We start from the raw sequence: 26,516 nt of genomic DNA, 5'->3' as shown, positions 1-26,516 counted from the left end.
CTCTTGAGTTGTGCGCCGCCGGCCGCGCTTACTCGGCCGACGGTTCTGATTCTGCGTCCTGCTCCCCCGCCGTGGCCTCGTCGTCGGGCGTGTCAGCCGTGTCCGCCACCGCAGGTACAGCTTCGGCAGTCTCGGTCTCGGCCGCCACATCGGCACCGTTCTCGATCACCGTGTCGACGACCACCACCAGCGCGTGCCGCAGGACTTGGTCGCCGAGCTTGTAGCCTTGCCGCAACACGCTGCCGATCACCGGCTTGGTGCCCTCGGCGCCGTCGCCCTCGTGCTGGACGGCTTCGTGCAGCACCGGGTCGAAGTCGTCGCCCTCGGCGCCGAAAGCCGTCAGGCCCAGTCCGGTCAGCGCGCTGGTCAGCTTGTCGGCGACCGACTTCAGTGGACCCGACTCCAAGTCGCCGTGGCTGCGGGCGCGGTCGAGATCGTCGAGCACGCCCAGTAATTGGCTGATCACGGTCGCCTTGGCCCGGTCAGCCGCCGCCTGCTGGTCACGCAGTGCGCGCCTGCGGTAATTGGTGAAGTCGGCCTGCACCCGCTGCAGATCGGCGGTCAGCTCGGCGACTTTGTCCTGGGCCGCCGTCGCGGCCGGCGCCGGCGACGGTGCCGCCGGTGCCGGCTCGCTGGGCGCCGAACCGGATGAGACGTGGCGAACCTCGCCGGTCTCCGGATCGATTCGCCGCTTGTCGGTGACCGTTACCTGTTCGCGTGGGTTACCTTCTGTCACTTGGCCTCCCGGTCATCGTCGACAACCTCCGCGTCAACGACGTCGTCGGCACCGCCGGCGCCGTCACCGGTGGGACCGCTGGCTGCGCCGGCACCCTGCGCGGCTTGAGTGGCCTCGTAGATTGCCTGGCCGAGCGCCTGCGACTCGTGGCCCAGCTTTTCCATCGCAGACTTGATCGCGCCGATGTCGGTGCCTTCCAAGGCCTTTTTCGCTTCGTTGACCGCGGCCTCGACCTTGCTCAGCGTGTCTTCCGGAACCTTCGAGCCGCCGGATTCGGACGCTGCACCCCTTTGTTCAGCGACGAACTTCTCCGTCTGGTACACCAGCGTCTCGGCCTGGTTGCGGACGTCGGCCTCCTCACGGCGCTTGCGGTCCTCCTCGGCATGCGCCTCGGCGTCCTTGATCATCCGGTCGATCTCCTCCTTGGACAGGCCGGAGCCTTCCTGGATTCGGATCGTGTTCTCCTTGCCGGTGCCCTTGTCCTTGGCGGTGACGTGCACGATGCCGTTGGCGTCGATGTCGAAGGTGACCTCGATCTGCGGCACGCCCCGCGGCGCCGGCGGAATACCGGTCAGCTCGAAGGAGCCGAGCAGCTTGTTGTGCGCGGCGATCTCACGCTCGCCCTGATAGACCTGGATCATCACCGACGGCTGGTTGTCGTCAGCCGTGGTGAAGGTCTCGCTGCGCTTGGTCGGGATCGTGGTGTTGCGCTCGATCAGCTTGGTCATCACGCCACCCTTGGTCTCGATACCGAGGCTCAGTGGCGTAACGTCCAGCAGCAGAACGTCTTTCACCTCACCCTTGAGTACACCGGCCTGCAGCGCCGCGCCGACGGCCACGACCTCGTCGGGGTTGACGCCCTTGTTGGGCTCCTTGCCGCCGGTGAGCTCCTTGACCAAGTCGGTCACCGCAGGCATCCGGGTCGAACCACCCACCAGCACGACGTGGTCGATCTGCGACACGGAGATGCCGGTGTCGGCGATCACCTGCTGGAACGGCTTGCGGCAACGGTCCAGCAGATCCTGGGTGATGCGCTGGAACTCCGCGCGGGTCAGCTGCTCGTCGAGGAACAGCGGGTTTTTGTCGGAGTCAACGGTGATGTAGGGCAGGTTGATCGAGGTGCTCGGCGAGCTGGAGAGCTCGATCTTGGCCTTCTCGGCCGCCTCCCGCAGCCGCTGCATCGCCATCTTGTCCTTGGTCAGGTCGATGCCGGTCTGCCCCTTGAACTTGTCGGTCAACCAGTCGACGATGCGCTGGTCCCAGTCGTCACCACCGAGGTGGTTGTCACCGGAGGTGGCACGGACCTCGACCACGCCCTCACCGATCTCCAGCAGCGAGACGTCGAAGGTGCCGCCGCCGAGGTCGAACACCAGGATGGTCTGTTCTTTCTCGCCCTTGTCCAAGCCGTAAGCCAGCGCTGCGGCGGTGGGCTCGTTGATGATGCGCAGCACGTTGAGGCCTGCGATCTGCCCGGCCTCCTTGGTGGCCTGCCGCTGGGCGTCGTTGAAGTAGGCGGGCACGGTGATGACCGCGTCGGTGATGTCTTCACCGAGGTAGGCCTCGCCGTCGCGCTTCAGCTTCATCAGGATGCGAGCGCTGATTTCCTGCGGCGTGTATTTCTTGCCGTCGATCTCGATCGCCCAGTCGGTGCCCATGTGGCGCTTGATCGAGCGCACGGTGCGTTCGACGTTGGTCACCGCCTGGTTCTTGGCAGGCTGGCCGACCAACACCTCACCGTTACGGGCGAACGCGACGATGGACGGCGTGGTCCGGGAGCCCTCCGAGTTGGCGATGACGGTGGGATCGCCGCCCTCGAGGACGCAGATGACGGAGTTGGTGGTCCCGAGGTCGATTCCGACCGCACGAGCCATGGTGAATCCTCCTGATAGTTGAGCTTCGTTACTGCACTATGCTGAGTGAGCCACGCTCAAGTCTCCCGCCGGCAGCTGGCGCTGTCAACCAACTTGAGCGCAGCACACTCAACTCATCGACGGAATCAACGGCACAGCGGGCAGGTTTGTTCCTCAATGGCTCGGTCATGTGGAGTGCTCGTGTGCAGGAGCGCTGAGCCTAGATTGCCGCCTAGCCAGCGATGCGCGGTCTTACCGGGCGCTAACTGCCCAGGAATTTGGAATCGAGTGATTGTCCTTGGCCTCTGGCCCGCAATTGGCCGCGAGCTGTCGGGGCCGACGTGCTACATGCCCGGAATGGGCAGGAACTCGAGGACCTCGATGTGCCCCCGTGCGTGGTGTGGGGATGACCCTCCAGCACTTGCTGGAGTGCTTGGGCTGAATCGGCCTGGAGAATCGAGAATCCGCCGATGGGGTCGCCGCCGCCCGCGCTGTCACGCGTCGGCTGCAACGGTGAACCGAGGTCGACGATGGCCGAGCCGGCCTTGCCCGCCCAGGCCATCCAGTCCTCCATTCCGGCTTGCTGATCTTCGGCGCTGCCGAACATCTGCTCAGCCGCCGTCTGTGGAGCTCTGTACAGCACCAGAAACTTCGTCACCTACCGCTCCTTCCACCGCGCGGTTCGCCCCTGCACGACGACACGAGCGCTCGTCGTTCAGAGTTCAATCGCCGCGCTCATTCGGCTTCGTCCACGCGCGCGGGGGTGCGACGGTTGGGGTAGCCTGCAGCCAACCCATCTTGGGGTGTGCCCGCGTCGCAGCGTTGCACGAAGGCCGCACGATAGGAACTTGATGTCACTGCTGCCCAGCGCACCCCGACCCGCCCCCAGGGCCGGCGCGCCCGACTCGCTCACTCGCGAGGATGCCGGGTATCACCACGACCTGCACCGCCGGCAGCTGCAGATGATCGCGATCGGCGGCGCCATCGGCACCGGCTTGTTCCTCGGCGCGGGCGGACGCCTCGCATCGGCGGGACCCGGGTTGTTCATCGTCTACGCGATCTGCGGCGGCTTCGTGTTCCTGATCCTGCGCGCACTCGGCGAACTGGTGCTGCACCGCCCATCGTCGGGCTCGTTCGTTTCGTACGCCCGCGAATTCTTCGGGGAGAAGGCGGCTTTCGTCGCCGGCTGGATGTACTTCCTGAACTGGGCGATGGCTAGCATCGTCGACAGCACCGCGATCGCGAACTACCTGCACTATTGGAAGGCGCTACAAGTCGTACCGCAGTGGGCGTTTGCGCTGATCGCGCTGGTAACGGTGGTGTCGGTCAACCTGATCTCGGTGAAGGCTTTCGGCGAGTTCGAGTTTTGGGCCGCGGCGATCAAGGTGCTGGCGCTGGTCACGTTCCTGGTCGTCGGGAGCGTCTTTTTGGCCGGCCGCATCGACGTCGACGGCCAGCGCACGGGGTTCGGCCTATGGAAAAGCCACGGCGGGTTCTTGCCGACCGGCGTACTGCCGCTGGTGCTCGTCACCTCCGGGGTCGTATTCGCTTATGCGGCAGTCGAATTGGTCGGCACCGCAGCCGGCGAGACGGCGGAGCCGGAGAAGGTCATGCCACGGGCGATCAACTCCGTCGTGGTGCGCATCGCGGTCTTCTACGTCGGGTCGGTCCTGCTGCTGGCCCTGCTGCTGCCCTACACCACCTACAAGGAACACGAAAGCCCCTTCGTTACCTTCTTCTCCCACATCGGTTTCAACGGCGCCGGCAGCGTGATGAACGTCGTGGTCGTCACCGCCGCGTTCTCGAGCCTGAACGCGGGGCTGTACTCCACCGGCCGGATCCTGCGGTCGATGGCGGTCAACGGCAGCGGCCCGAAGTTCACCGGGAGGATGTCGAAAAACGGTGTGCCGTATGGGGGAATCCTGTTGACCAGCACCATCGGGCTGTTCGGCGTGGTGCTCAACGCAGTCAAACCCGGGCAAGCATTCGAGATCGTGCTGAACATCGCCGCGGTGGGAATCATGGCGGCCTGGGCAACGATCGTGATCTGCCAAATCCGGCTATACCGCAGGGCGAAAGCCGGCGCAATGCAGCGGCCGCGGTTCCGGATGCCGCTGGCACCCTACAGCGGCTACGTGACGTTGGCCTTCTTGGCGGGCGTACTGGTGCTGATGGTGTTCGACCACGAGCGCGGACCGTGGATCATCGCGACGCTGGTGCTCGGCGTTCCCGCGCTCATCGGCGGCTGGTTCATCGTCCGCAACCGGGTGACGGCCACGGCCCAGGAAGTGTCGTCGACCGCGCCCAAGGGTTCGCCGGCGGTGGCCGGCCCGGCCGCCGTCGCCGACGACTGATCACTTGGCCCAGTGGCCCACGAAGCGCCGAACTAGCGCTATAACAGCGCTAGAATAGCGCTATGGCCACCATTCAAATCCGTGATGTGCCCGAGGAGGTAGCGCAAACGTACCGACGCCGCGCCGAGGCGGCCGGCAAGTCTTTGCAGGCTTACATGCGCGAGCAGCTGATCGAGGGTGCGCGACGGCGCGACAAAGCGGAAGTGATCGCGGTTCTGGAGCAGACGCTGGCCAGCAGCACCAAACCCGGGATCAGCCGCGACACCATCGAGGCATCGCGGCGGGAACTACGGGGTGACTGAATACGTCGTCGACGCTGCGGCGGCCGTCGACGCGCTGGCCGGAAAGGGCGCCACGGGAATTGCGTTGCGGTCGCGGCTCGCGGACTCAACATGCCACGCACCGCACTTGATCGACGCAGAGGTCGGGCACGCGTTGCGGCGAGCATTGCTCAATGGAGAGATCTCCGAAGACGTGGCGCTCACGGCATTGCGGGCGCTGCCCGATCTCATCGAAAACCGCTACCCGCATACGCCCAGACTGCTCGAGCACGCGTGGGGGCTTCGGCACAACGTCACCTTCTACGACGCCTTGTACGTGGGGCTGTCCGCACTCCTAGACGTTCCGCTCCTCACCGGTGATGCCCGGCTGGCCGGGGCACCGGCACTCAGGTGTCGAGTCGAGCTGATTCGCTGACCCCTCGTCAAGTGCTGACGTCGAGGCCCGGCTCCCCCAGCCTGGACCGAATAGCTCCCCAGGGATCGGCGTACTGGCCCGGCGCGTCACGGTAGACCGCACGGCGCTTTAGGAATTCGCGCGCGACCGGAACGACGAGCCGCATCGCGTGGCGCTTCCAGCCGGCGCGCTCCTGCATCTCCGCGAGCATGTCGGGCCAAGAGTGCTGCTGAAACGCCAGCGCCTGCTGCGCGCGAGCGGTGTCCATCCAATCGGTGACAAACCAGTCGTCGTCACTGTCGGGATTTCCGGGCCGGCCGGCCGGCCACACGCCGGGCAGCCCCCGGGCGGCTGCCAGGGCCGGTCCGACCTCGCCCTGTCTCACCCGGTGCGAGTCGTCGCCTGCAATCAACAGGATCTCTCCCGCGACGTCTGCGGAGGTGGCCGCGGCGAAGGCCGATGCGACATCGCGCACATCGACGCTATGTAGCCGCCCATCCGTCGGCAGCATGCTTTCGAAGAGCAACGCGTCGGCGGTGATCGGCATGGCACCCGGCTCGACGCTGAGCACCCCGCCGAGTCGCAGCACCACCCACTCGAGGTTCGACGAGCGCACGTGCTCTTCGGCTTCGAGTTTGTGTCCGCTGTAGAGGTCGCATGGTTTCGTCGGCGTATCAGCGCGGACCACATCCGCGAAGCGGTGCGGGTTGCGGGCGCCGTACACCGCGTTGCTGGACGCCTGGACAAACCGGGGCGGGTCGGTGCACGCCGCTGCGGCGCGCACCAACGCGGCGGTGACGTCGACGTTGACCCGGCGGGCAAGTTTGGCGTCGCGGTAGATGTGTGGGGGGATGATCGCGGCCAAGTGAATGATCACCGCGGGCCGCACCTCGGCCAGCAGGCGGTCGACCGCCGCCGCGTCGGTCAGGTCGACCCAGCGAGCTGCCACGCTCGCAGGCAGCGTCTCGGCGACTTTGCGGTGGCCGGGTGTGCCCAGATCCGTCGCCACCACCCGGCGCCCGTCAGCGGCCAGCCGTCGTACCGTCACCGATCCGACCAAGCCGAAGCCGCCCGTGACAAGCACCGTCTCCGACATCCGTCCCCCTGCTTTCGGCTCGGCCCCAGCCCGGGCCCGATTATGACATTCTCAAAATCAGAGAGTAGCGTATCCGCTGACAGAAGGCATTTCCGAGAAGCGAGGGGGCGATGGGCGGCGACTCTGCGGACAGCCAGGAAGTTGCACAGTGGGATCCCGGCTTCACCAAGCAGATCACCAACGTCGTCGCGCCGCTCGTCAAACGATGGTTTCGCGCCGAGGTGCGGGGCCTGGAGTCTTTTCCGCGCACGGGTGGCGCGCTGGTGGTGTCCAATCACTCCGGCGGCATGCTGACGCCCGACGTTTTTGTGTTCTCCTCGGCCTTCTACGACACCTTCGGCTATGACCGCCCGGTCTACACCCTGGCCCACTACGGCGTATTCATCGGGCCGCTGTCCGGTCTACTACGCCGGCTCGGCGTCATCTACGCCAGCCGAGAAAACGCCGCCAAGGCGCTGCGCTCCGGTGCGGTCGTGCTGGTGTTTCCCGGCGGCGACTACGACGCCTACCGGCCGACACTGCGCGAGAACGTGATCGACTTCGACGGCCGCACCGGATACGTGCGGACCGCGATCGCGGCCGGTGTGCCGATCGTGCCGGTCGTGTCGATCGGAGCCCAGGAAACACAGCTGTTCGTCACCCGCGGCAACTGGCTGGCCAAGCGGTTGGGCCTGACCCGTGCCCGGATGGACATCCTGCCGGTCAGCATCGGTTTCCCGTTCGGGGTCAGCGTGATCTTTCCGCCCAACATGCCGTTGCCATCCAAGGTCGTCACCGAGGTCCTCGAGCCGATCGACGTCGTCGCCCAGTTCGGTCAGGATCCCGACGTCAAGGAAGTCGACGCGCACGTCCGTGGCGTGATGCAGGAGGCGCTGAACGGGCTGGCGCGACAGCGCCGGTTCCCGGTGTTGGGCTGAACCCGTGCTAACCGCTTGCGCGCGCCGGGCCCATCGCCGTAGTGACCTCGGTAGGGCTGCCGGTGAAGCCGGCCGCACGGCGGAGTTCGGCGAACGAATGAACCATCGCGTCGGTGGCTTCGTGGACGTCGTTGAACGTCCGGTCGTCGGACAATACGGCGATGTCGACCTGGTCGACGTAACTCCAGACCGTCATGTTGAAGGCACTACCGGCCGAGAGGACTCCGACGGAGTAGATCTCACTCACCGGAGCACCGCCGAGATGGCCCCGTTCCCTCGGCCCGGGAACGTTGGACACCGCGACATTCATCAGCTTGTTGTGGTCAGCATGCTTGGACTGCCACCGAAACATGGCCGGGGCCAACAGCGGTGGCAGGTATTCCATCAGCCGGCCCTGCAACTTCGGGCCCATCAGGTCGAGGTCTTCCTTGGCCCTTGCCGTGGCCAATGCGATAAGCCGCACCCGCTCCAGCGGATCGTCGATGTGCACCGGCAGCGACACCACCAGGCCGCTGATCTCGTTGCCGGTAATCCGGTCGGCGGACTTGTCCGTACTGACCGGCACCGACGCCACGATCGGCCGGTCGGCCCTGCCGTCGTAGCGCAACAGCAACTCGCGCAACCCGCCGGCCGCAATCGCCAGCACCACGTCGTTGAACGTGACGCCGAAACTTTTCGCGATTGCTTTGACCTCAGACAGCGCCAACGACGCGGTGGCGAATGTCCGCACCGGCGATACGACGTGATTGAGAAAAGTTGGCGGCGTCCGGAACAGCTTTGCCATCTCCGGGTGGTCACGCCGCTCTCGTGCGCGCCGCCGCACCCGCACAAAGCCGCGAACGGCGTCGGCCATCAACCCGGGCAGGGCGGCCGCGTGCTGCAGATGGTCACGTCCGGTTGCCCGCAGCAGCTCGCCCTTCGACGGCATCGCGCAGACGGGGTAGTCGGCACCGTCGTCGGTGGCCGAGCCGGCCAGATCCATCAGCCGCGCCAGCAGGTTCGCCGAGGCCACCCCGTCGGCCAGCGTGTGGTGCACCTTGCCGATCAGTGCGAAGCGGTTTTCGGCCATGCCCTCGGCGAAGTGGAATTCCCAAAGCGGACGGCTGCGGTCCAGCGGGGTGCTGGCGATCTCGCCGATGACCTCGTCGAGTTCTTTGCGGCCGCCTGGGCTGGGTACCTGGACGCGTCGCAGGTGGTAGTCGAGGTCGACCTCGCAGTTTTCCAACCACATCGGGTGGTGCAGTCGGTACGGAATGTCGATCAGCTTGAAGCGCAGCGGGTCCAGCAAATGCAATCGACGCTCGATGATCTCGCGAAAGAACTCGAAGCTGAATTCCCCGTCGAAGTCGGCGGCGTTGACGACCGCGACCTTCAAGGTGTGCGTGTGCAGGTTGGGTGTCTCGCTGTAGAGCAGCATGGCATCCATACCGTTGAGCCGCTTCATACCAACCTCGCCGATTCGACTGGCGCGCTTTGTGGCTCCATCGAATCACCGATCAAGGCCGCATCAGTGGACTTTCGAAACCCGGTCTTTTCGGCGGCGGCCCAGCAGCTTGACCGCTCGAGCAGCCGCATGCTAAGCAGGTGCTCAGCATGAGCCGGATGCTCTGCATCGACAACAGCAGTGGCGACCGGGGTCGCATTGATGACGAGGGGATGCGATGACCAAGCCGCAGTTGGTGTTCGATCCGTTTTCAGACGAGTTCTTCAACGACCCGTATGAGACCTACCGCCGAATGCGGCAGGAAGCACCGGTCTATTACGACGAGCAACACGACTTCTATGCGCTGACCCGCCATGAAGACGTCGCGGCCGCGTTCAAGGACCACGAGACCTATTCCTCGGCGCGCGGCGTCGATCTGGCGATGGTGAAGAGCGGCGGGCTGCCGCCGGAGCAGAAGTCCCTTATCTTCATGGATCCGCCCGAACATCGCCGGATGCGCAGCCTGGTCAACAAGGTGTTCACCCCGCGTGCGATCGGCGCGTTGAAACCGATGGTCACCGAACTGATCGACGGGTTCCTGTCGGCGGTCAACCCCGACCAGTTCGATGTGGTCCAAGACTTTTCGGCGCTGTTTCCGGTGGAAGTGATCACCACGATGCTCGGTGTGCCACCCGAGCACCGCCAACAAATTCGCCACTGGGTCGACAGATCGCTGCACCGCGAACCGGGCCAAATCGAGATGGACGAGGGCGGCTGGGACGCGGTGACCAAGATCGGAATAGTCTACTACGATCTCATCCAGCAGCGGCGCGAGCACCCGCAGGACGACATGATCAGCGCGCTGATTGCTGCCGAAGTCGAGCGTGACGACGGCCAGACGACTCGCCTGGACGATGTCGAAATCACCGGTTTCGCAGTGCTTTTGGGCGGTGCCGGTGCCGAGACCGTCACCAAGCTAGTCGGCAATGCGGTGGTGCTGTTCGCGCGCAACCCCGATCAGTGGCAAAAACTACTCGACGATCGCAGCAAGATCCCGGCAGCAGTGGAGGAAGTGCTGCGCTACGAGGCGCCCGCGCAGTACAACGTGCGCTATTCGCTCAAGCCGGTGTACTTGCACGGCGTAACGATCCCGGCCGGCAAGCCGGTTTTTCTGCTCGGCGGCTCAGCCAACCGCGACCCTGATGCGTTCACCGATGCCGACAAGTTCGACATCGACCGCGACCGCACGGAGGCGCAAAACCTCGGCTTCGGCTACGGGATTCACAGCTGCCTCGGTGCTGCGCTGGCCCGCATGGAAAGCGCGATCGCGTTGGAGAAACTGTTGGACTTCATGCCGCGCTACGAGGTCATCTGGGAGGGCTGCCGACGCGTCAGCATGCAAAACGTTGCCGGCTGGTCCCACGTACCGGTGCGGGTGCGGCGCTGAGAGCGTCGATCACCGTGAAACGGTCGGAGTCACGACTTTATCGTCGTCTTCCCACAAGAGCAGTTGACGAACCGCCGACCGCGGCCCGTAGGGCCGAAGCATCTGACTGGCCGGCCGCGGGCGCACTCGCTGCGGCCACCAGAACCAGCGCCCCAAAAGCGTTGCGACAGAGGGAGTCATAAACGACCGCACGATCAGCGTGTCGAACAGCAGGCCCAGCGCGATGGTGGTCCCCACCTGAGCGAGAATCACCAATGCACCGAAGGCGAAAGTCGCCATCGTGGCAGCAAATACCAGGCCAGCAGACGTGACCACCGAGCCAGAGCCAGCCATCGAGCGGATAATCCCAGTTTTCAGGCCGGCGCCGATTTCCTCTTTGAATCGCGAGATCAGCAGCAGGTTGTAGTCGGATCCGACCGCCAACAGCAGAATGACCGCCAGCGCCAGCACGACCCAATACAACTGGATACCGAGAATGTCCTGCCAGACCAGCACGGAGAGCCCAAATGAGGCGCCCAGCGACAGGGCCACCGTGCCCACAATGACGATCGCGGCGACCAGGCTTCGGGTGATGATCGTCATGATCAGGAAAATCAGGCTCAACGCTGCGATTCCAACGATCATCAGGTCATATTTCACCGATTCCTGGATGTCTTTGTAGGTCGCCGCCGTTCCGGCGAGATAGATGTGGGAGCCCTCCAGGGGAGTTCCCTTCACGGCCTCTTTTGCTGCATTCTTGATTGCGTCAACATGGGAGATGCCCTGTGGCGTCGCCGGATAACCTTCATGGGTGATGATCATCTCGGCGGCCCGGCCGTTCGGTGACATAAAGAGTTTCAGACCCCGCTTGAAATCGGGGTTCGAGAACACCTCCGGAGGCAGGTAGAAGGAATCGTCGTTTTTTGCCTTGTCGAAGGCTTGGCCCATCGCGGCCGGGTTGTCGTTCGCATACGCCGACTGGTTGGTGATCCCGGAGTTGGTGGCGTAGTTGGACAGCGTCAGTTCCAGATTCGTCATCTGGCTGTCTATCTGGGGAGGTATCAGCGCCACCAGTTGCGGCTGGAGCGCATCCAATTTGTCCAACGACGCGGTGATACTCGTGAACTGCTCGGCGAGCTCGTCGAAGCCGTCGATGGCGTCAAAGACATTTCTCAATGCGAAACAAACAGGGATATCGTAGCAGTGCTTCTCCCAGTAAAAATAACTGCGAATCGGCCGGAAGAAGTCATCGAAGTTGGCGATCTTGTCCCGAAGGTCATTGATCGTGGCGATCGTGTCGTGAAAGCTTTGCGTCTGCTCGTGGGTAGCGGCGGCCGCCTGCTGTTGGAGAGCATATTGCTGCTGCAATATGTTGATCGTTTTCCTTAGCTCGGCTGCCTGCTTTAACAGGTCGGCCGCTCGGTCTTGCTGGTATTTCAGGTTCATGACTTGACCGACGCTTTGCTGGCTGAGCTGAAACGGTATCGAGCTATGGTCGAGCGGCGTCCCCAAGGGCCGGGTAATCGCCTGCACCTTCGCGATACCCGGGGTGTGGAAGACGTTTTTGGCCACCCTCTCCAGGAGGAGCATGTCGGCCGGATCGCGCAGGTCATGATCCGCCTCGACCATCAGCAGCTCAGGATTTAGCCGCGCCTGCGAAAAATGCCGCTCGGCGGCCGCATATCCGATCTTGGCCGGGGTCGCGGCCGGCAAGTAGGGCTTAGAGTCGTAACTTGTTCTGTATCCCGGCAGGGCAAGCAGACCGATAAGCGCAACAGCGATTGCCACCGCAAGGATGGGCGCCGGCCAGCGCACGATGGCGGTGCCGATGCGCCGCCATCCCCGCATTCTAATGGTGACCTTGGGTTCGAGTAGGCCGAGCCGACTGCCCACCGCTAGTACGGCGGGGCCCAGGGTAAGCGCGCTCAGAACCGAAACCAGCATACCCACTGCGGAGGGAATGCCCATGGATTCAAAGTAAGGCTGCCGGGCAAACCTCAGGCAAAATACCGCCCCGGTGATCGTCAGGCCCGAGCCCAAGACGACGTGGGCGGTGCCATGGAACATCGTGTCGAAGGCGGTCTTTCGATCTTCGCCGGCTGCACGCGCCTCGTGATAACGGCCGAGAACGAATATCGCGTAGTCTGTGCCGGCGGCGATCGCCAGCAACGTGAGGATATTGACCGAGAAAGTCGAAAGCTGGATCAAGTTCAGGTTTCCCAGAACGGCCACGACTCCCCGGGCCGCAGCCAGTTCGACAAGGACCGTGATTAGTACCACCAGTGTGGTGACAGCGGAACGATAGACCCAAGCCAACATCACCACGATCACCAAGAAGGTGATGAGCGTGACCTTCAATATTCCTTTGTTGCCGACCTCGAACTGATCGGTGATCAGCGGCGCCTGCCCGGCGACATAGGCCTTGACACCCTTCGGTGGTGGCGTGTGATCGACGATGTCGCGGATGGCGTCTACGGACTCGCCCGCTAATGCGTCACCTTGATTACCGGCAAGATATACCTGGACCAAAGCGGCCTTGCCGTCGTTGCTCTGCGAGGCCGAGGCCGTCAGCGGATCGCCCCAAAAATCCTGGATGTGCTCGACATGCTTCTTGTCGGCCTCGAGTCGGCGGATCAACGTGTCGTAGAAGCGGTGGGCGTCGTCGCCCAGCGGCTTGTCGCCCTCCAGCACGATCATGGCAGCACTGTCGGAGTCAAACTGTTGAAACACCTTGCCGATGTGCTTCATCGCCTGCAGACTTGGCGCGCTAGGCGAACTCATGCCCACCTGATGCGCCTTCGCCACGGCCTCCAATCTCGGTACCGCAATGTTGGTGACGGCAGCGATGCCCAGCCAGAACAGGATGATCGGCACCGCGAGCCGGCGGACGGTGTGCGGTATGGCGTTGTGGTTGCTCATCCGGATTTGTCCAGGCAGAACGTGTAGGCGTTCACTTCGTTGACGGTCCTCTCGTCCTTCACCTCGTCGTTGATGATGATGCGGCACCCGAGGGTGCTGCTGTTACCTTGTGCGGTCAGGTTGGCGATGACCGCGGGGTCTGTGGTGGTGGCCTCGTACTTCCACGGCAGCGGCGCGTGGTCGACTCGCTGCGGCGCAGCATGGATGTCTTGGTAGTTGATGGTTGCCACCGCCCCGGGGTCACCGAAGACCTCGTAGACCACGTGTTTGGGATTGAACGGCACGCCCTCGCTCAGGACGCCGGTCGGGGTGGACGTGTCGTTGTGTGATCCGAAGATGCCGTGCAGCCTATATACGCCGAACCCCGCAAGCGCCAGCACTGCGATGGTGACCAGCACTATCCACCAGCGCCTCACGACGTGGGTTGGTGAAATCCCAGCCACCTTTGGGCCTTTCGGTAACCGGCGACGCGACCGCTTGCGACTCCGTCTGCAACGCGGGAGTCGACGGCAATAACAGTACGGTACGGGACCGGACACTACAACGGATGACCGAGCGCTGCTCGTTGAGCATCTGCTCACCAGGGTCATCAGTTGTCTGTAGCGTTGGCATCTGGTCGGGATTGAGCCATACAGTGGGGGTTGGCAATGAACGACGTCAGATCTATGCGCAATCAATGGGCAGGCCGGCTGAAGGCAGCGATAAGGGGCCGCCTTCCCCTGCTTAGTGCTGTTGTGGTGGCGAGCGCGGCGGCGCTGCTGAGCATGCCGCCCGCGTCCACATCAGCACAGCCGTGCCCCGACGTCGAGGTGGTGTTCGCCCGCGGCACCGGCGAGCCGCCTGGAGTCGGCGGGGTGGGACAGGCCTTCGTCGACGCGCTGAACGCCCAAGCCGGTGGCCGGTCGGTCGCGGTCTATCCGGTCAACTACGCCGCCAGCAGCGATTTCGGCGGGGGCATCGACTTCGCCAGGACAGTTGTCGACGGCATTAGGGACGCGGGCGCTCACATCGAGTCCACGGCAGCGAACTGCCCCAACACCAGGATCGTGCTCGGCGGATATTCCCAAGGCGCGGCGTTGGCCGGCTTCGTCACCTCAGCGGCCATACCGAAGGAAGTGCCCGCTCAGTACGTCTCGTACATCCCCCAGCCGATGCCGCCGGAGATCGCCAACCATGTCGCCGCGGTGACGCTGTTCGGCCGACCCTCGAATCAGTTTCTGACGGAGAACGGCGCACCGCCGATCACTATCGGCCCGCTGTATGCGCCAAAAACACTCGACTTGTGCGCCCCCGACGACACGATCTGCAACGGCGCGCCCAGCGGGCCGCCGACGCTCGCGCATGCGGCGTACTTGACGAACGGGATGACCAACGACGCCGCGGCCTTCGTCGTCAGTCACCTGTAGTCACTTAGCCACCCGGGTGAGGCTCGGGATCATGACATCGTCGACTAGGGCCTGCACGGTCTCAAGCGTGGGCGGCCGGCCCGCGATGATGGACCGGAAGATGAGGTAGCCGGGCAGCAGGTCCCACAGTTCGTCGTTGATGGCGGCCTCGTCGATCTCACCGCGGTCGATGGCCTGCTGCAGAATGTGGCGGATCAATGCTTTGCGCTTGACGAGGAACTGGTGTTGCATGACGTCGTTGAGCGCGGGGTTGCGCGACACCTCGACAAGCACTGCGCGGATCGTGCTGGCGTGCTGGCGGCCATGTTCGCAAATCACTTCCCCGACCCGCACCAAATCGCCGCGCAGGCTGCCAGTCTCGGGTGCGACGGCGACTTGTCGGATGCCCTCGATGAACGCGGCCAACACCAATTCGGCTTTCGACGGCCAGCGCCGGTAGACGGTGGCCTTGCTGGCCCGCGCGGTGGCGGCCACCGCGTCGACGGTCAACCGGTCGTACCCGTGTTCCTGCAGCAGCCGCAACGTCACCGCAAGCAGCTCGCTCTCCCGGGGTGACCACGGTGAGGGCTCCGCGGCGGTGTCGGCAGTTTGGGTCACAGCGCCCACCATAGAGCTGACTGGGTAGTACAGACCAGTACCGTACTCGTGCGGCGACTAGGGCTGGTCGATGTCGCGACCGGTGGCCAGGTCGCTGCACTCGACGTGTTCGACGTGGTCGCGGGCACGCAGATAGGTGCCTGCGCCCTGGTTTCCCGGTCACCGCGGCCGGGGGCACCGGCTACGGTTCATCGCCACCCCGCATGTGCCGCACAGCTGGGAAAGCGGACTGTAGTTCGATGAAACAACGGCGACGCTGCTGGCCGGCGATCTGCTCACCCATACCCGTCAGTGCCCCGCACTCACCGAATCCGACTGTGCCGCAGCGGCTTTGGAAGCCGAAGCGGCTTTCCGCGCGACCGCGATGAGCACCAACCTGGGACCGACGCTCGAGCGGTTGGCGCAGCTGCAGCCCACCACTTTGGCGCTCATTGCACGGCGCCTCCTTCACCGGTGACGGCGCCGCACAACTGCGTGGCCTCGCACACGGCTATGCGGCGATGGCCGGTTGACCGAGACCGGGCGCGTCACTGCAGTCACTTCCGTCACAGCGTGCGTAGGCTAAACGGAGTAGTGCAGGTAGGGGAGCACGGGTGCGGAGATCGCAAACACAACGTCTTGTCGTGGCCGCTGGGTGCCTGCTGGCTGGCGCCCTGATAGTCGCAGGATGCAGTTCGACGGTCGGCGGCAGACCCATCGCGTCGCCCGGGGCGGGGGCAACCGAACCGTCCTTCCCCAGACCCAGCCGGGCCCCGGCGCCCAAGACCCCACCGCAACCGGCGCCGCCATCGTCGCAAGCGCCGGCCGGTGCCATCCCGCTGCCGCCCGACGAGAACGGCTATGTGTTCATCGAGACCAAATCCGGTAAGACGCGCTGCCAGATCGATATCGAGAGTGTCGGTTGTGAGGCGCCGTTCACCAACTCCCCCATGACCGAAGGTGAGCACGCCAACGGCGTCAACGTCACCGCCGGCGGCGCCGTCCAGTGGGTGCTGGGCAACATCGGCGCGATCCCCGCCGTCACCATCGATTACCGCACCTACACAGCGCAGGGCTGGACCATCGCAGCGACCCTCGACGGAACGCGGTTCACCAACGACCGCACCGGCCATGGCATGTTCGTCAGCGTCGACAACGTCGAAACGTTCTGAGCTGTCCGTACTCTGAGCCTCGTGGACTTCCGGGTATTCGTCGAACCCCAGCAAGGCGCCAGCTACACCGACCAACTTGCCGTGGCCCAAGCCGCTGAAGGATTGGGTTACTCGGCGTTCTTCCGGTCCGATCACTACGTGGCGATGAGCGGCGACGGGATGCCCGGACCCACCGATTCGTGGGTGACGCTGGGCGCGATCGCTCGAGAAACGTCCTCGATCCGGCTCGGCACGTTGGTCACCTCGGCTACATTTCGTCATCCCGGGCCGCTGGCCGTGTCGGTCGCCCAAGTCGACGCGATGAGCGACGGGAGGGTGGAGCTCGGCATGGGCACCGGCTGGTTCGAGCGCGAACACCAGGCCTACGGGATCCCGTTCCCACCACCCGGCGAGCGGTTCGCCCGGCTGACCGAACAACTGGAGATCATCACCGGGCTGTGGACGACGCCGGTCGGCGAAACATTCGATTACGCCGGAACCCATTACGCGCTGTGTGACTGCCCCGCACTACCCAAGCCGGTGCAGCGCCCGCATCCGCCGATCGTCATCGGTGGGTTAGGTGCCAAGCGAACGCCGGCGTTGGCCGCGACGTTCGCCGACGAGTTCAACGTGCCGTTCGCGACGCTGGACGCCGTGCAGACCCAATACCAGCGCGTCGCCGACGCCGTCGACTCCGTGGGCCGCTCTACGGATTCGATAACCTATTCCGCGGCTTTCGTGCTCTGCGCCGGACGTGACGACGCCGAGCTCACCCGCCGGGCGGGCGCCATCGGCCGCGACCTCGAGGAGATGCGCTCCAACTCCCCCGTGGTGGGCAGCCCCCAGCAGATCGTTGATCGGCTGGGTCCCTTCGCCTCGGCCGGCGTGCAACGGGTTTACCTGCAGTTGCTGGATCTTGCTGACCTCGATCACCTGGAGTTGTTCGCCGCCCAGGTGATGCGACAGGTCTGAACCGGGTAGCCCGAACAAAGGTCACGGCGTTTACCCAGCATCAGTACGATCGGTCCCGTGGCACGCGACGTCGGCCGGGACGACCCCAGCAACCGGCCTACCGAAATGGCGCAGTACGGCGCCGGCGGACCGATGCGGCCCGATTCGGATGCTTACGGGTTGCCCGAGCAGCCGGACAACACCGACCAGTTCGAAGCACTCGACGCCGAAGCCGCGCCCACCCCTTGGTATCGCAAGCGCGCGGTGCTCGTCGGATGGGGCGCGCTGGTCGTGCTACTGATCGCACTGATTATCTACGGCCTCATCGAGCTTTCCACCGGTGGTGGCGGCGGTGGCGCGCCCTCCACCACGTCGTCGACCAGCACGACGACCACCACGACCACGACGAGCCCGACAACCACGACCACAACGACCACCGAGAGCAGCGCACCTGAGGCACCACCGCCGCCGCCGCCTGGTGGCGCCGCTCCGCCGCCCCAGCAGGCGCCGCCACCGGCCCAGCAGCCTCCGCACCGACCGCACGTCCCCAACCTGCCGCCGCTGCCGTCGGTGATCACGATCCCGCAAGTGCCGACCGTGATTACGTTGCCGCCGCACATCGGGCGCTGACGGCTGACCGCGGCAAGCCGGTCCCCCTTCGTCCCGCGTGGCAGCGGTGTTTATGCGGTGCTCACCGCTACCATCAGCGACCGTGACGGACTATGGACCCCCAGGAGGCCGCGGCGACGACGAGCCGACCAGATACGCCGGCTACGGCCAAAGCGGCGATGAGCCGACCCGATACGGCGGTAACTACAGCGAAAGCGAGCCCACCCAATACGCCCCCAGCTACGGGCAAGGCGAACCCACCCGGTACGCCGCCGATTACCCCCAAAGTGGGGGAGCGCCAGAATACTCCGACTACGCCCAGAGCCCACAAGAGCCGGCAGAAGAGCCCGTCCCGTGGTATCGCAAGCCATGGGCCCTGGTCGCCTTGGGTGTGCTTATCGCGATCCTGATCGCGCTGATCATCTACGGCATCATCACCCTGGCGAGCCAGGGGCACGGCAAGCCCTCAGCTCCCCCGTCGTCGACAACATCGGCCACCACTGCGACGACGACGGCAGCACCGACGACCACCGCCGCACCGGTCGTTCCCCCGACCACCTCCGCGCCAGCAACCACCACTACCACCCCGACGACGACCGACACGACCACGACGACCACTACGACAACCACAACGACGACCACCACCACCACCACTACAACGACTGACACGGGAACGACGACCACCAGCACGAGCACCGCGCCACCGGGCGCGTTCAGCCCGCCGTCGCAGATCACGCTGCCGCCCTTGCCCACCGTCATCAACTTGCCGCCGGGCCTCTGACCTCGGTCGCACCACTGGTTTTTGCAGTGCAGTAGTCGATACGATCGCTGTTTGTGGGGGGCAGCGAACCACCGGATCACGCAGACCGCCGCTCCAATGACGATTCGCAATTCGACGAGCAAACCGCGGATCAGGACGACCAGTCTTCGGCGTGGTATCTCAAGCCGTGGGTGCTGGCCATTTGGGGCCTCATGGTCGTGATTTTGATCGTGGTCATCGTCTACGGGCTTCTCGTGCTGGCCAGTAGCGGTGGCGGCGGCGCGCCATCGACTACCACTCCGTCGAAGCGCACCACGTCGTCGACAACCAAGTCGTCAACCATGACGACCACGACCACTGCGACCACCACGCCGATCCCGGCGACCACGACGACCGCCGTACCGGTCTCGCCCATCGCACCTTCCACCGCGACCTCGGCGCCGGTAGCACCCTCGCCGACGAGCACGCACCGCCATCACTGGTGGAACGACTACACTCCGCCCAGCATCCACGTCCCGGGCGTTAACCCGTAAGGGGTATCTTCGTAACCAGCTTGGTGTTTCAAGCTAGCGTCTAACAGCAGGCGTGTGCCGCCTTGAAGATCGGCTCGCCGTCGTGGCAAGCCCGAAATGTGCGGCGATCATCAGCAGAAATCCCTTCCGGTTTGCTCTGCGGAGTAATAGGGAGCACCGCATGCGCTGGCACCGAAAGTCGAATGGGGGAAACGGGCTGTTGAAAGCCGAATGAACGACGCAGGGATGCATGGCTCGAGCGACTCGCTCGGGTTGTCAATTGGAATAGCGAATCTGGTGGCAGCCCGTGTGGGCAGCCCGCCGGTGTCTCGACGCTCCGTATTGACGCTGTTCGGGCACCGGCCACCGGAGGTCGGCACTCCCGACGAAAACCCGAACCTGACCGAGCCTGGGCTGGTGCTGCAGGGCTTCATCGAGCGGGTCGGCGACCCCACTCCGTTTGTGGCGGCTGACGGGTCAACCCACCGCAGCGACGTACTCGCGGTCGAGGCGCTCGAGGCGGTGGCGCGCACCGTCAATTACGGGGCCCCGGTCGCCGTCGCGGTTCCCGCGCATTGGCGCGAAGAGTCCGTCGTCGCGCTGCGCGAGGCGCTACGCGGCAAGCCTTCTTTGGCACCCCAAGGTGCGCCGCCGGCGCTGATCTCTGATGCCACCGCCGCGCTCGCCGCGCTGTACGCCAAACCGGGATTTCCGACCGACGGCATGGTTGCGCTCTGCGACTTCGGCGCCAGCGGCACCAGCGTTACCCTCACCGACGCTGCATCGAATTTCCGGCAGATCGGCGAGACGGTGCGCTACACCGAATTCTCCGGTCACCAGGTCGACCAGGCGATTCTGCGCCACCTGCAGGCGCACGGCGCCTCGGCCTACGACGACGACGGCGCGAAAACCGCGCCCGTGGGGTCGCTGGCTCGGCGGCTTGACCAATGTCGACGGGCCAAAGAGCAACTGTCGGCCGCGACTGTCGCACTCGTCCCGGCAGAGATGCCGGGTGTCGGCCAGGACGTCCGCCTGTCCCGCGCGGAGCTCGAAGAGATGGTCTCCGAACCGTTGGACCGATTCGTGGCCACCATCGAGCAGATATTGCAGCGCAACGAGATTCCGGCTGCCAAACTTGCCGCGATCGCGACGGTCGGCGGCGGTGCCTGCATCCCACTGATCACCGAACGTCTGTCGGATCGGCTCCGTGTGCCCATCGTGACGACCCCGACACCGATGCTCAGCGCGGCCATCGGCGCGGCGGTGCTGGCACAGCAGCGATTCTCAGCGAGCAGATCACCCGCGATGGGCGCCGTTGCGAGCACACCGCCCGCCGCCGATGCCACCGTCAGCGCCGCATCCGCTGCCGGCGCGGCCACCGAACGCGCCGAAGGGGTGCGGCCGGCTTTCGATCCGGGGGCCCCACCCGGGTTCGACGCACCGATCCCGACGGATATGGCCCCGTCGGCATGGGCGGCCAACGCCGCGCTGAGCGCGGCGGACGAGTCCTCGGTCGATGGTGCTGAGTCGGCGACATACCGTGCGCTGGCCTGGTCGCAAGACCCAGGCACCGGAGAGGAGCCGGTGCCCTACACCGGCGAGGACCACAGCGGCGAGTACAGCGGTGGTCCGCCGGCTGCCCCCGTGCCGGTGCAGTACACGCGCCCCGCGCCTGCTCCTGAGCCAGAAGTCCGGGCCCGGTTCAAAGGTTCACCAATGCTGTTTTTCGTGGCGGCCATCGCCGCGCTCGTGGTGCTCGGCGGATTGGCCGTGCTGGCGGTCAAGATCAGCACGGCCAACACCAAGCCGACCAACAGCACCAGCAAGGTCACGACGCCGAGCCGACCATCCACCACTCGACCATCCACCACCCGGCCGGCATCACCACCGCCGGTGGTCACGGTGACGGAGACGCAAGAAGGCACCACCGAGACGACGGTGGTGACACCACCCCCGTCGACCGTCGTCACGACGACTCAGCCGCCCACCACCACGACCACCCGGCCGACTACCGCTATGCCGACAACCACCAGGTCGACGACCCCATACGTCCCGCCGCGGGTGACGTCCAGCCCGCCGCAGATCACCAATCCCGCCATACCGATCTATCCGGGGCCGGTCAACGACTACGGTCCCTAGCGCGAGCAACGGTAGGCAGCGTCAAGTTAGGGCAGCCTTTGTCGCGGCAAATCCCGCGAAGATGTCACTATGAGCAGGCCGAGCAGCACCTCAGCAGGCGCAGTGGTCAAGTTACCGGCTAGTAACATTGGCTTGGTTACCGCTCAGTAACGCGAATTGGAGAGACGCTCCGTGGACACGCAGATGCTGATCAGACTCGTGGTGGGCCTAGGCATGACGGCGATCGTGGGATTGTTCGCCGCCAGGCGCGTCGGCTGGCTGGCGAAGCTCACGCTGTCAGGCCAGCCGGCCACCGGGCGCACCGACAACATCGGCACCCGGATCTGGACCGAGGTCGCTGAGGTGTTCGGGCAACGCCGGCTGCTGAAATGGTCAATTCCGGGCCTGGCCCACTTCTTCACGATGTGGGGCTTCTTCATTTTGCTGACGGTCTACATAGAGGCCTACGGGCTGCTGTTCCAGCCGAACTTCCACATCCCGATCATCGGCCGCTGGGACGTGCTGGGCTTTCTGCAGGACTTCTTCGCGACGGCGGTGTTCGTCGGTATCACGACGTTCGCGATCATCCGTTTGATGCGGAGCCCGCGCGAGATCGGCCGGACGTCCCGGTTCTACGGCTCACACACCGGCGGCGCCTGGCTGATCCTCTTCATGATCTTCAACGTCATCTGGACCTACGTGCTGGTGCGCGGCTCCGCTGTCAACAACAGCACGCTGCCGTACGGCAAGGCAGCGTTTCTCTCGCAACTGTTCGGCGTGATCCTGAAGCCACTCGGCCACACCGGCAACGAAGTCCTGGAAACCGTGGCCCTGCTGCTGCACATCGGCGTCATGCTGGCGTTCCTGATCATCGTGCTGCACTCCAAGCACCTGCACATCTTCCTGGCACCGATCAACGTCATCTTCAAGCGACTGCCCGACGGCCTGGGCCCGCTGCTGCCGATCGAGGCAGACGGCAAGCCGATCGACTTCGAAAACCCGCCGGACGACGCGGAATTCGGCCGCGGCAAGATCGAGGACTTCAGCTGGAAGGCGATGCTCGACTTCGCCACCTGTACCGAGTGTGGACGCTGCCAGTCGCAGTGCCCGGCGTGGAATACCGGCAAGCCGCTCTCCCCCAAGCTCGTCATCATGGATCTGCGCGACCACTGGATGGCCAAGGCGCCCTACATCCTTGGGGAAAAGGAAGCCGACGCCGAGGGCGGTTACATCGAGTCCGGTCGCGGCGAGGGCCACCATGTTCCCGAATCGGGGTTCGGCCGGGTACCCGGCTCCGGGCCCGAGCAGGTCAACCGCCCGCTGGTCGGCACCGCCGAACAGGGCGGCGTGATCGACCCCGACGTCTTGTGGTCCTGCGTGACCTGCGGCGCCTGCGTCGAGCAGTGCCCGGTCGACATCGAGCACGTCGACCACATCGTCGATATGCGCCGCTACCAGGTGATGATGGAATCGGAGTTCCCCTCCGAGCTGTCGGTGCTGTTCAAAAACCTTGAGACCAAGGCCAACCCGTGGGGCCAGAACGCCTCCGACCGCACCAACTGGATCGACGAAGTCGACTTCGACGTCCCGGTCTACGGCCAAGATGTCGACAGCTTCGACGGCTACGAGTACCTGTTCTGGGTGGGCTGCGCGGGCGCCTACGACGACAAGGCCAAGAAGACCACCAAGGCGGTCGCCGAACTGCTGGCGATCGCCGGCGTGAAGTTCATGGTTCTGGGCGACGGAGAAACCTGCAATGGCGACTCCGCTCGCCGCTCCGGCAACGAGTTCTTGTTCCAGCAGCTGGCCCAGCAGGCCGTCGAGACGCTGGATGGGGTGTTCGAGGGCGTGGAGACCGTCGACCGCAAGATCGTGGTCACCTGCCCGCACTGTTTCAACACCCTCGGCCGCGAATACAGGCAACTGGGCGCCAATTACACCGTGCTGCACCACACCCAGCTGCTCAACCGGCTGGTGCGCGACAAGAAGCTGGTGCCGGTCAAGCCCGTCGACGGCAACGGCAGCGGACCGTCGATCACCTACCACGACCCGTGCTACCTGGGCCGGCACAACAAGGTCTACGAGGCGCCGCGCGAGCTGATCGGCGCCTCCGGTGCGACGTTGACCGAGATGCCCCGGCACGCCGAGCGCAGCTTCTGCTGCGGTGCCGGCGGGGCGCGCATGTGGATGGAAGAGCACATCGGCAAGCGAATCAACCACGAACGCGTCGACGAGGCGCTGAGCACCGGCGCCACCACGGTCGCCACCGCCTGCCCGTTCTGCCGGGTGATGGTGAGCGACGGTGTCAACGACCGCGCCGAAGCCGCCGGCCGCGAGGACGTCGACGTGCGCGACGTCGCCAACCTCCTGCTGGAATCCATCGACCGCAGCTCGGTGAAACTGCCGGAAAAGGGCACGGCCGCCAAGCAGGCCGCCGAGGCGGCACCGAAGGCCGCGGCGGCGGCGGCGGCCGCTCCAGCCGCTCCGGCCAAGGAGACCACAGAGGCACCGACTAAGGCCGCCGCGCCTGCGGCGGAAAAACCCGCCAAAGCCGGGCCTCCGCCTGCCGCTAAAGGTCTGGGCATCGCCGGGGGTGCCAAGCGGCCCGGCGCCAAGAAAACCGCGGCCGCGCAGCCAACCACCGCGGAAGCCAAGCCCGCCGAGGAAGCCAAGCCCGCCGAGGAAGCCAAGGCGTCCGCCGCACCCGCCAAGGGGCTGGGTATTGCCGCCGGCGCCAAGCGACCGGGCGCCAAGAAAGCCGCAGCACCAACACAATCCGCTGCCACCGCGGAACACGAAGCGAAAACCGAAGCTGCAGAAGCAAAGCCGTCGACCGCACCGGTCAAGGGCTTGGGAATCGCTGCCGGCGCCAAGCGGCCCGGCGCCAAAAAGGCCGCGGCACAACCCGCCGCCGAAGAGCAAAAGCCGGAGCCAACACCACAACCGGAAACCGAACCCGCTGCTTCCGACAAGGACGGTGACCAGGAAACGCAGACGCCGCCCGTGAAAGGTTTGGGCATTGCCCGCGGCGCCCGTCCGCCGGGCAAACGCTGACATCACCAAATTTCATTGGACAAGGGTGGCACTATGGTTGACGTGACGACCCACCAGCTGCCCTGGCATACCAGCGCCCACCACCATCGGCAGCGCACGTTCGCGCAGTCATCCAAACTGCAGGATGTCCTCTACGAGATCCGCGGCCCTGTGCACGCGCACGCTGCGCGGCTGGAAGCCGAAGGGCACCGCATCCTCAAGCTGAACATCGGCAACCCCGCGCCGTTCGGCTTCGAGGCGCCCGACGTGATCATGCGCGACATCATCCAGGCGCTGCCGTACGCGCAGGGCTACTCGGACTCCAAAGGAATTCTGCCGGCCCGGCGCGCGGTGGTCACCCGCTACGAACTCGTCGACGGCTTCCCGCAATTGGACGTCGACGACGTCTACCTCGGCAACGGTGTTTCCGAGTTGATCACCATGACGCTGCAGGCGTTGCTGGACAACGGCGATCAGGTGCTGATCCCCGCACCGGACTACCCGCTGTGGACGGCGTCTACGTCATTGGCCGGCGGCACACCCGTGCATTACCTGTGCGACGAGACCCAGGGCTGGCAGCCCGACATCGCCGACCTGGAATCCAAAATCACCGAGCGCACCAAAGCGCTGGTCGTCATCAACCCGAACAACCCGACCGGAGCGGTGTACAGCCGCGAAATCCTCACTCAGATGGCCGATTTGGCGCGCAAGCACCAGCTGCTGCTGCTCGCCGACGAGATCTACGACAAGATCCTCTACGACGACGCCAAGCACATCAGCATGGCCTCGGTAGCGCCCGACCTGCTGTGCCTGACGTTCAACGGTTTGTCGAAGGCATACAGAGTGGCCGGATACCGGGCCGGCTGGCTGGTGATCACCGGTCCCAAGGACCACGCCGGCAGCTTCATCGAAGGCATCAGCCTATTGGCGAACATGCGGCTGTGCCCGAATGTGCCTGCGCAGCATGCAATTCAGGTGGCGCTGGGCGGTCACCAGAGCATCGAGGACCTCGTGCTGCCCGGTGGCCGGCTGCTCGAGCAGCGCGACGTCGCCTGGACCAAACTCAATGAGATCCCCGGCGTGTCGTGCGTCAAACCCGCTGGGGCGCTGTACACGTTTCCGCGGCTCGATCCCGAGGTGTACGAGATCGACGACGACGAGCAGCTTGTGTTGGACCTACTGCTCCAAGAGAAGATCCTCGTCACCCAGGGCACTGGATTCAATTGGCCCGCACCCGATCACCTGCGCATCGTCACCCTGCCGTGGTCGCGGGACTTGGCCAACGCGATCGAGCGGCTGGGTAACTTCCTGGCCAGCTACCGCCAGTAGGGACGGCATACCGTCATACCGTCGAGGCTGCGCGTACGGCGTCGAGTCTGCGCCTATGGCGTCGAGTCTGCGCGTATGGCGCGGCTTCCCGCGTTTTCGCCGCCGTGGACGCAGAGTCGACGCGGTGAACGCAGGTTCGGCGCCGATGTGCGCCTAGTCACCCGTGGCCTCGTCTATCGAGCCCTCCGGGCAGTACACGCTGATAGCGGTCTCGGCGAAAGCGGTTGCGGTATCCGCTGACATGCCCGGTGTTCCCTGAACAATGTCTTGGACGACCTGCTGTTCGCTTTCGCCGCGCGCAATGCGCAGGCAAACGCGATGCGCGTCACTGATCGTGGCGTCGGGAGCTGTCCGTACCTGTAGCCCTTGAGCGGTCAGCAGGAAGATGAATCGGCCATCTTTGTCTAGCAGTGGCTGCGATGGCGCAGCGGTCGGCGGCGCGGACATGGCCTGCGAATCGGGCGTAGTGTGCCTCGGTACGACGCGATCGTGTTCCCGGTAGTAAACAACCACCCCGCCAATAGCTGCCATGGCGGCTACCAGCGCGGCCACCACGGCCATGCCGGGCACGGACGGCGGATTTGGTGTCGTTGTCATCGTTATGTAACCAAGCGTAGGCGTGCTAACGGTTATCGTGTGCCGCCCCGGGCGACGCGTCTGCTACTACTTTGCTGA

The 26,516-nt window shown here is 65.0% G+C and carries 23 protein-coding genes; 13 read left to right on the top strand and 10 right to left on the bottom strand.

Annotation, left to right across the window (positions count from 1 at the left end):
* Positions 1 to 28: 28 nt before the first annotated feature.
* The 3 genes from grpE to G6N15_RS10520 form a co-directional block, all read right to left on the bottom strand.
* Entirely contained in the window at positions 29 to 736 is a 708-nt protein-coding gene (grpE, locus tag G6N15_RS10530; protein WP_083088626.1) for a nucleotide exchange factor GrpE, read from the bottom strand.
* Positions 733 to 2,607, bottom strand: a complete 1,875-nt coding sequence (dnaK, locus tag G6N15_RS10525; protein WP_083088627.1) for a molecular chaperone DnaK — start codon at positions 2,605 to 2,607, stop codon at positions 733 to 735. The genes grpE and dnaK overlap by 4 nt, the downstream gene beginning before the upstream one ends.
* Positions 2,608 to 2,848: 241 nt before the next feature.
* The gene (locus tag G6N15_RS10520) at positions 2,849 to 3,244 is read right to left on the bottom strand and encodes a hypothetical protein (RefSeq protein ID WP_083088628.1); all 396 of its coding nucleotides are present in this window, start codon (positions 3,242 to 3,244) and stop codon (positions 2,849 to 2,851) included.
* A gap of 193 nt (positions 3,245 to 3,437) precedes the next feature.
* Here G6N15_RS10520 and G6N15_RS10515 point away from each other — a divergent pair, with 193 nt between their 5' ends.
* The 3 genes from G6N15_RS10515 (at position 3,438) to G6N15_RS10505 (ending at position 5,636) form a co-directional block, all read left to right on the top strand.
* Entirely contained in the window at positions 3,438 to 4,940 is a 1,503-nt protein-coding gene (locus G6N15_RS10515; RefSeq protein ID WP_083088629.1) for an amino acid permease, read from the top strand.
* A 62-nt stretch (positions 4,941 to 5,002) separates the two neighbouring features.
* The gene (locus G6N15_RS10510) at positions 5,003 to 5,242 is read left to right on the top strand and encodes a FitA-like ribbon-helix-helix domain-containing protein (protein ID WP_083088630.1); all 240 of its coding nucleotides are present in this window, start codon (positions 5,003 to 5,005) and stop codon (positions 5,240 to 5,242) included.
* Positions 5,235 to 5,636, top strand: coding sequence for a type II toxin-antitoxin system VapC family toxin (locus G6N15_RS10505; RefSeq protein ID WP_083088631.1), 402 nt, complete (start codon positions 5,235 to 5,237; stop codon positions 5,634 to 5,636). The genes G6N15_RS10510 and G6N15_RS10505 overlap by 8 nt, the downstream gene beginning before the upstream one ends.
* 7 nt (positions 5,637 to 5,643) lie before the next feature.
* On the opposite strand, the gene G6N15_RS10500 is transcribed toward G6N15_RS10505, so the two are convergent.
* Positions 5,644 to 6,711: an NAD-dependent epimerase/dehydratase family protein gene (locus tag G6N15_RS10500; RefSeq protein WP_083088632.1), complete on the bottom strand. Its 1,068-nt coding sequence runs from the start codon at positions 6,709 to 6,711 to the stop codon at positions 5,644 to 5,646.
* Between the two features lie 110 nt (positions 6,712 to 6,821).
* Between G6N15_RS10500 and G6N15_RS10495 the strand changes: the two genes are divergently transcribed.
* Positions 6,822 to 7,628: a lysophospholipid acyltransferase family protein gene (locus G6N15_RS10495; RefSeq protein ID WP_083088633.1), complete on the top strand. Its 807-nt coding sequence runs from the start codon at positions 6,822 to 6,824 to the stop codon at positions 7,626 to 7,628.
* A 7-nt stretch (positions 7,629 to 7,635) separates the two neighbouring features.
* Here G6N15_RS10495 and G6N15_RS10490 read toward each other — a convergent pair whose 3' ends face one another.
* On the bottom strand, positions 7,636 to 9,072 hold the full coding sequence (locus G6N15_RS10490) for a WS/DGAT/MGAT family O-acyltransferase (protein ID WP_083088634.1): 1,437 nt from the start codon (positions 9,070 to 9,072) through the stop codon (positions 7,636 to 7,638).
* 217 nt (positions 9,073 to 9,289) lie between these two features.
* On the opposite strand from G6N15_RS10490, the gene G6N15_RS10485 reads away from it, so the two are divergent.
* Positions 9,290 to 10,498: a cytochrome P450 gene (locus tag G6N15_RS10485; protein WP_083088635.1), complete on the top strand. Its 1,209-nt coding sequence runs from the start codon at positions 9,290 to 9,292 to the stop codon at positions 10,496 to 10,498.
* A 9-nt stretch (positions 10,499 to 10,507) separates the two neighbouring features.
* Here the strand turns inward: G6N15_RS10485 and G6N15_RS10480 are convergent, their stop codons facing one another.
* Positions 10,508 to 13,396 carry an MMPL/RND family transporter gene (locus G6N15_RS10480; RefSeq protein ID WP_083088636.1) on the bottom strand — a complete coding sequence of 963 codons (2,889 nt, stop codon included), beginning with the start codon at positions 13,394 to 13,396 and terminating at the stop codon, positions 10,508 to 10,510.
* A complete protein-coding gene (locus tag G6N15_RS10475; protein WP_179961803.1) occupies positions 13,393 to 13,839 on the bottom strand; it encodes an MmpS family transport accessory protein in 447 nt (148 codons plus the stop codon). Before G6N15_RS10475 ends, G6N15_RS10480 begins: the two co-directional genes overlap by 4 nt.
* Positions 13,840 to 14,160: 321 nt before the next feature.
* On the opposite strand from G6N15_RS10475, the gene G6N15_RS10470 reads away from it, so the two are divergent.
* On the top strand, positions 14,161 to 14,802 hold the full coding sequence (locus G6N15_RS10470; RefSeq protein WP_232070447.1) for a cutinase family protein: 642 nt from the start codon (positions 14,161 to 14,163) through the stop codon (positions 14,800 to 14,802).
* Here the strand turns inward: G6N15_RS10470 and G6N15_RS10465 are convergent, their stop codons facing one another.
* Positions 14,803 to 15,411, bottom strand: a complete 609-nt coding sequence (locus G6N15_RS10465) for a TetR/AcrR family transcriptional regulator (protein WP_083088637.1) — start codon at positions 15,409 to 15,411, stop codon at positions 14,803 to 14,805.
* Positions 15,412 to 15,992: 581 nt separating this feature from the next.
* Here G6N15_RS10465 and G6N15_RS10460 point away from each other — a divergent pair.
* From G6N15_RS10460 to G6N15_RS22870, 4 genes are all read left to right on the top strand, one after another.
* Positions 15,993 to 16,550 (top strand): hypothetical protein, encoded by a 558-nt coding sequence (locus G6N15_RS10460; RefSeq protein ID WP_083088638.1) that lies wholly within the window; start codon positions 15,993 to 15,995, stop codon positions 16,548 to 16,550.
* Positions 16,551 to 16,571: 21 nt separating this feature from the next.
* Positions 16,572 to 17,501, top strand: coding sequence for an LLM class F420-dependent oxidoreductase (locus tag G6N15_RS10455; RefSeq protein ID WP_083088639.1), 930 nt, complete (start codon positions 16,572 to 16,574; stop codon positions 17,499 to 17,501).
* 57 nt (positions 17,502 to 17,558) lie between these two features.
* The gene (locus G6N15_RS10450; protein ID WP_083088640.1) at positions 17,559 to 18,110 is read left to right on the top strand and encodes a hypothetical protein; all 552 of its coding nucleotides are present in this window, start codon (positions 17,559 to 17,561) and stop codon (positions 18,108 to 18,110) included.
* A gap of 82 nt (positions 18,111 to 18,192) precedes the next feature.
* The gene (locus tag G6N15_RS22870; protein ID WP_179961740.1) at positions 18,193 to 18,870 is read left to right on the top strand and encodes an oligopeptide transporter substrate-binding protein; all 678 of its coding nucleotides are present in this window, start codon (positions 18,193 to 18,195) and stop codon (positions 18,868 to 18,870) included.
* A 220-nt stretch (positions 18,871 to 19,090) separates the two neighbouring features.
* Here the strand turns inward: G6N15_RS22870 and G6N15_RS10440 are convergent, their stop codons facing one another.
* A complete protein-coding gene (locus tag G6N15_RS10440; RefSeq protein ID WP_083088641.1) occupies positions 19,091 to 19,315 on the bottom strand; it encodes a hypothetical protein in 225 nt (74 codons plus the stop codon).
* Between the two features lie 343 nt (positions 19,316 to 19,658).
* Between G6N15_RS10440 and G6N15_RS10435 the strand changes: the two genes are divergently transcribed.
* From G6N15_RS10435 to G6N15_RS10425, 3 genes are all read left to right on the top strand, one after another.
* The gene (locus tag G6N15_RS10435) at positions 19,659 to 21,500 is read left to right on the top strand and encodes an Hsp70 family protein (RefSeq protein WP_179961802.1); all 1,842 of its coding nucleotides are present in this window, start codon (positions 19,659 to 19,661) and stop codon (positions 21,498 to 21,500) included.
* Positions 21,501 to 21,671: 171 nt separating this feature from the next.
* Positions 21,672 to 24,533 (top strand): heterodisulfide reductase-related iron-sulfur binding cluster, encoded by a 2,862-nt coding sequence (locus G6N15_RS10430; RefSeq protein WP_083088642.1) that lies wholly within the window; start codon positions 21,672 to 21,674, stop codon positions 24,531 to 24,533.
* 15 nt (positions 24,534 to 24,548) lie between these two features.
* Entirely contained in the window at positions 24,549 to 25,841 is a 1,293-nt protein-coding gene (locus G6N15_RS10425; protein WP_083088643.1) for a pyridoxal phosphate-dependent aminotransferase, read from the top strand.
* A 153-nt stretch (positions 25,842 to 25,994) separates the two neighbouring features.
* Here G6N15_RS10425 and G6N15_RS10420 read toward each other — a convergent pair whose 3' ends face one another.
* Complete coding sequence (locus tag G6N15_RS10420; RefSeq protein ID WP_083088644.1) at positions 25,995 to 26,438, bottom strand: DUF732 domain-containing protein; 444 nt, start codon at positions 26,436 to 26,438, stop codon at positions 25,995 to 25,997.
* Positions 26,439 to 26,516 lie beyond the last annotated feature (78 nt).

Origin of the sequence: Mycobacterium noviomagense, from assembly GCF_010731635.1 — a bacterium.
GTDB lineage: Bacteria > Actinomycetota > Actinomycetes > Mycobacteriales > Mycobacteriaceae > Mycobacterium > Mycobacterium noviomagense.
The sequence above is the reverse complement of the archived record's forward strand: the minus strand, read 5'-3'. Positions and strand labels throughout refer to the sequence as shown.

Coding starts and splice junctions, on each gene's coding strand:
- dnaK (WP_083088627.1), bottom strand. CDS start 2,607: ATGGCTCGTGCGGTCGGAATCGACCTCGGGACCACCAACTCCGTCATC.
- G6N15_RS10515 (WP_083088629.1), top strand. CDS start 3,438: ATGTCACTGCTGCCCAGCGCACCCCGACCCGCCCCCAGGGCCGGCGCG.
- G6N15_RS10510 (WP_083088630.1), top strand. CDS start 5,003: ATGGCCACCATTCAAATCCGTGATGTGCCCGAGGAGGTAGCGCAAACG.
- G6N15_RS10500 (WP_083088632.1), bottom strand. CDS start 6,711: ATGTCGGAGACGGTGCTTGTCACGGGCGGCTTCGGCTTGGTCGGATCG.
- G6N15_RS10495 (WP_083088633.1), top strand. CDS start 6,822: ATGGGCGGCGACTCTGCGGACAGCCAGGAAGTTGCACAGTGGGATCCC.
- G6N15_RS10490 (WP_083088634.1), bottom strand. CDS start 9,072: ATGAAGCGGCTCAACGGTATGGATGCCATGCTGCTCTACAGCGAGACA.
- G6N15_RS10485 (WP_083088635.1), top strand. CDS start 9,290: ATGACCAAGCCGCAGTTGGTGTTCGATCCGTTTTCAGACGAGTTCTTC.
- G6N15_RS10480 (WP_083088636.1), bottom strand. CDS start 13,396: ATGAGCAACCACAACGCCATACCGCACACCGTCCGCCGGCTCGCGGTG.
- G6N15_RS10470 (WP_232070447.1), top strand. CDS start 14,161: ATGCCGCCCGCGTCCACATCAGCACAGCCGTGCCCCGACGTCGAGGTG.
- G6N15_RS10465 (WP_083088637.1), bottom strand. CDS start 15,411: ATGGTGGGCGCTGTGACCCAAACTGCCGACACCGCCGCGGAGCCCTCA.
- G6N15_RS10420 (WP_083088644.1), bottom strand. CDS start 26,438: ATGACAACGACACCAAATCCGCCGTCCGTGCCCGGCATGGCCGTGGTG.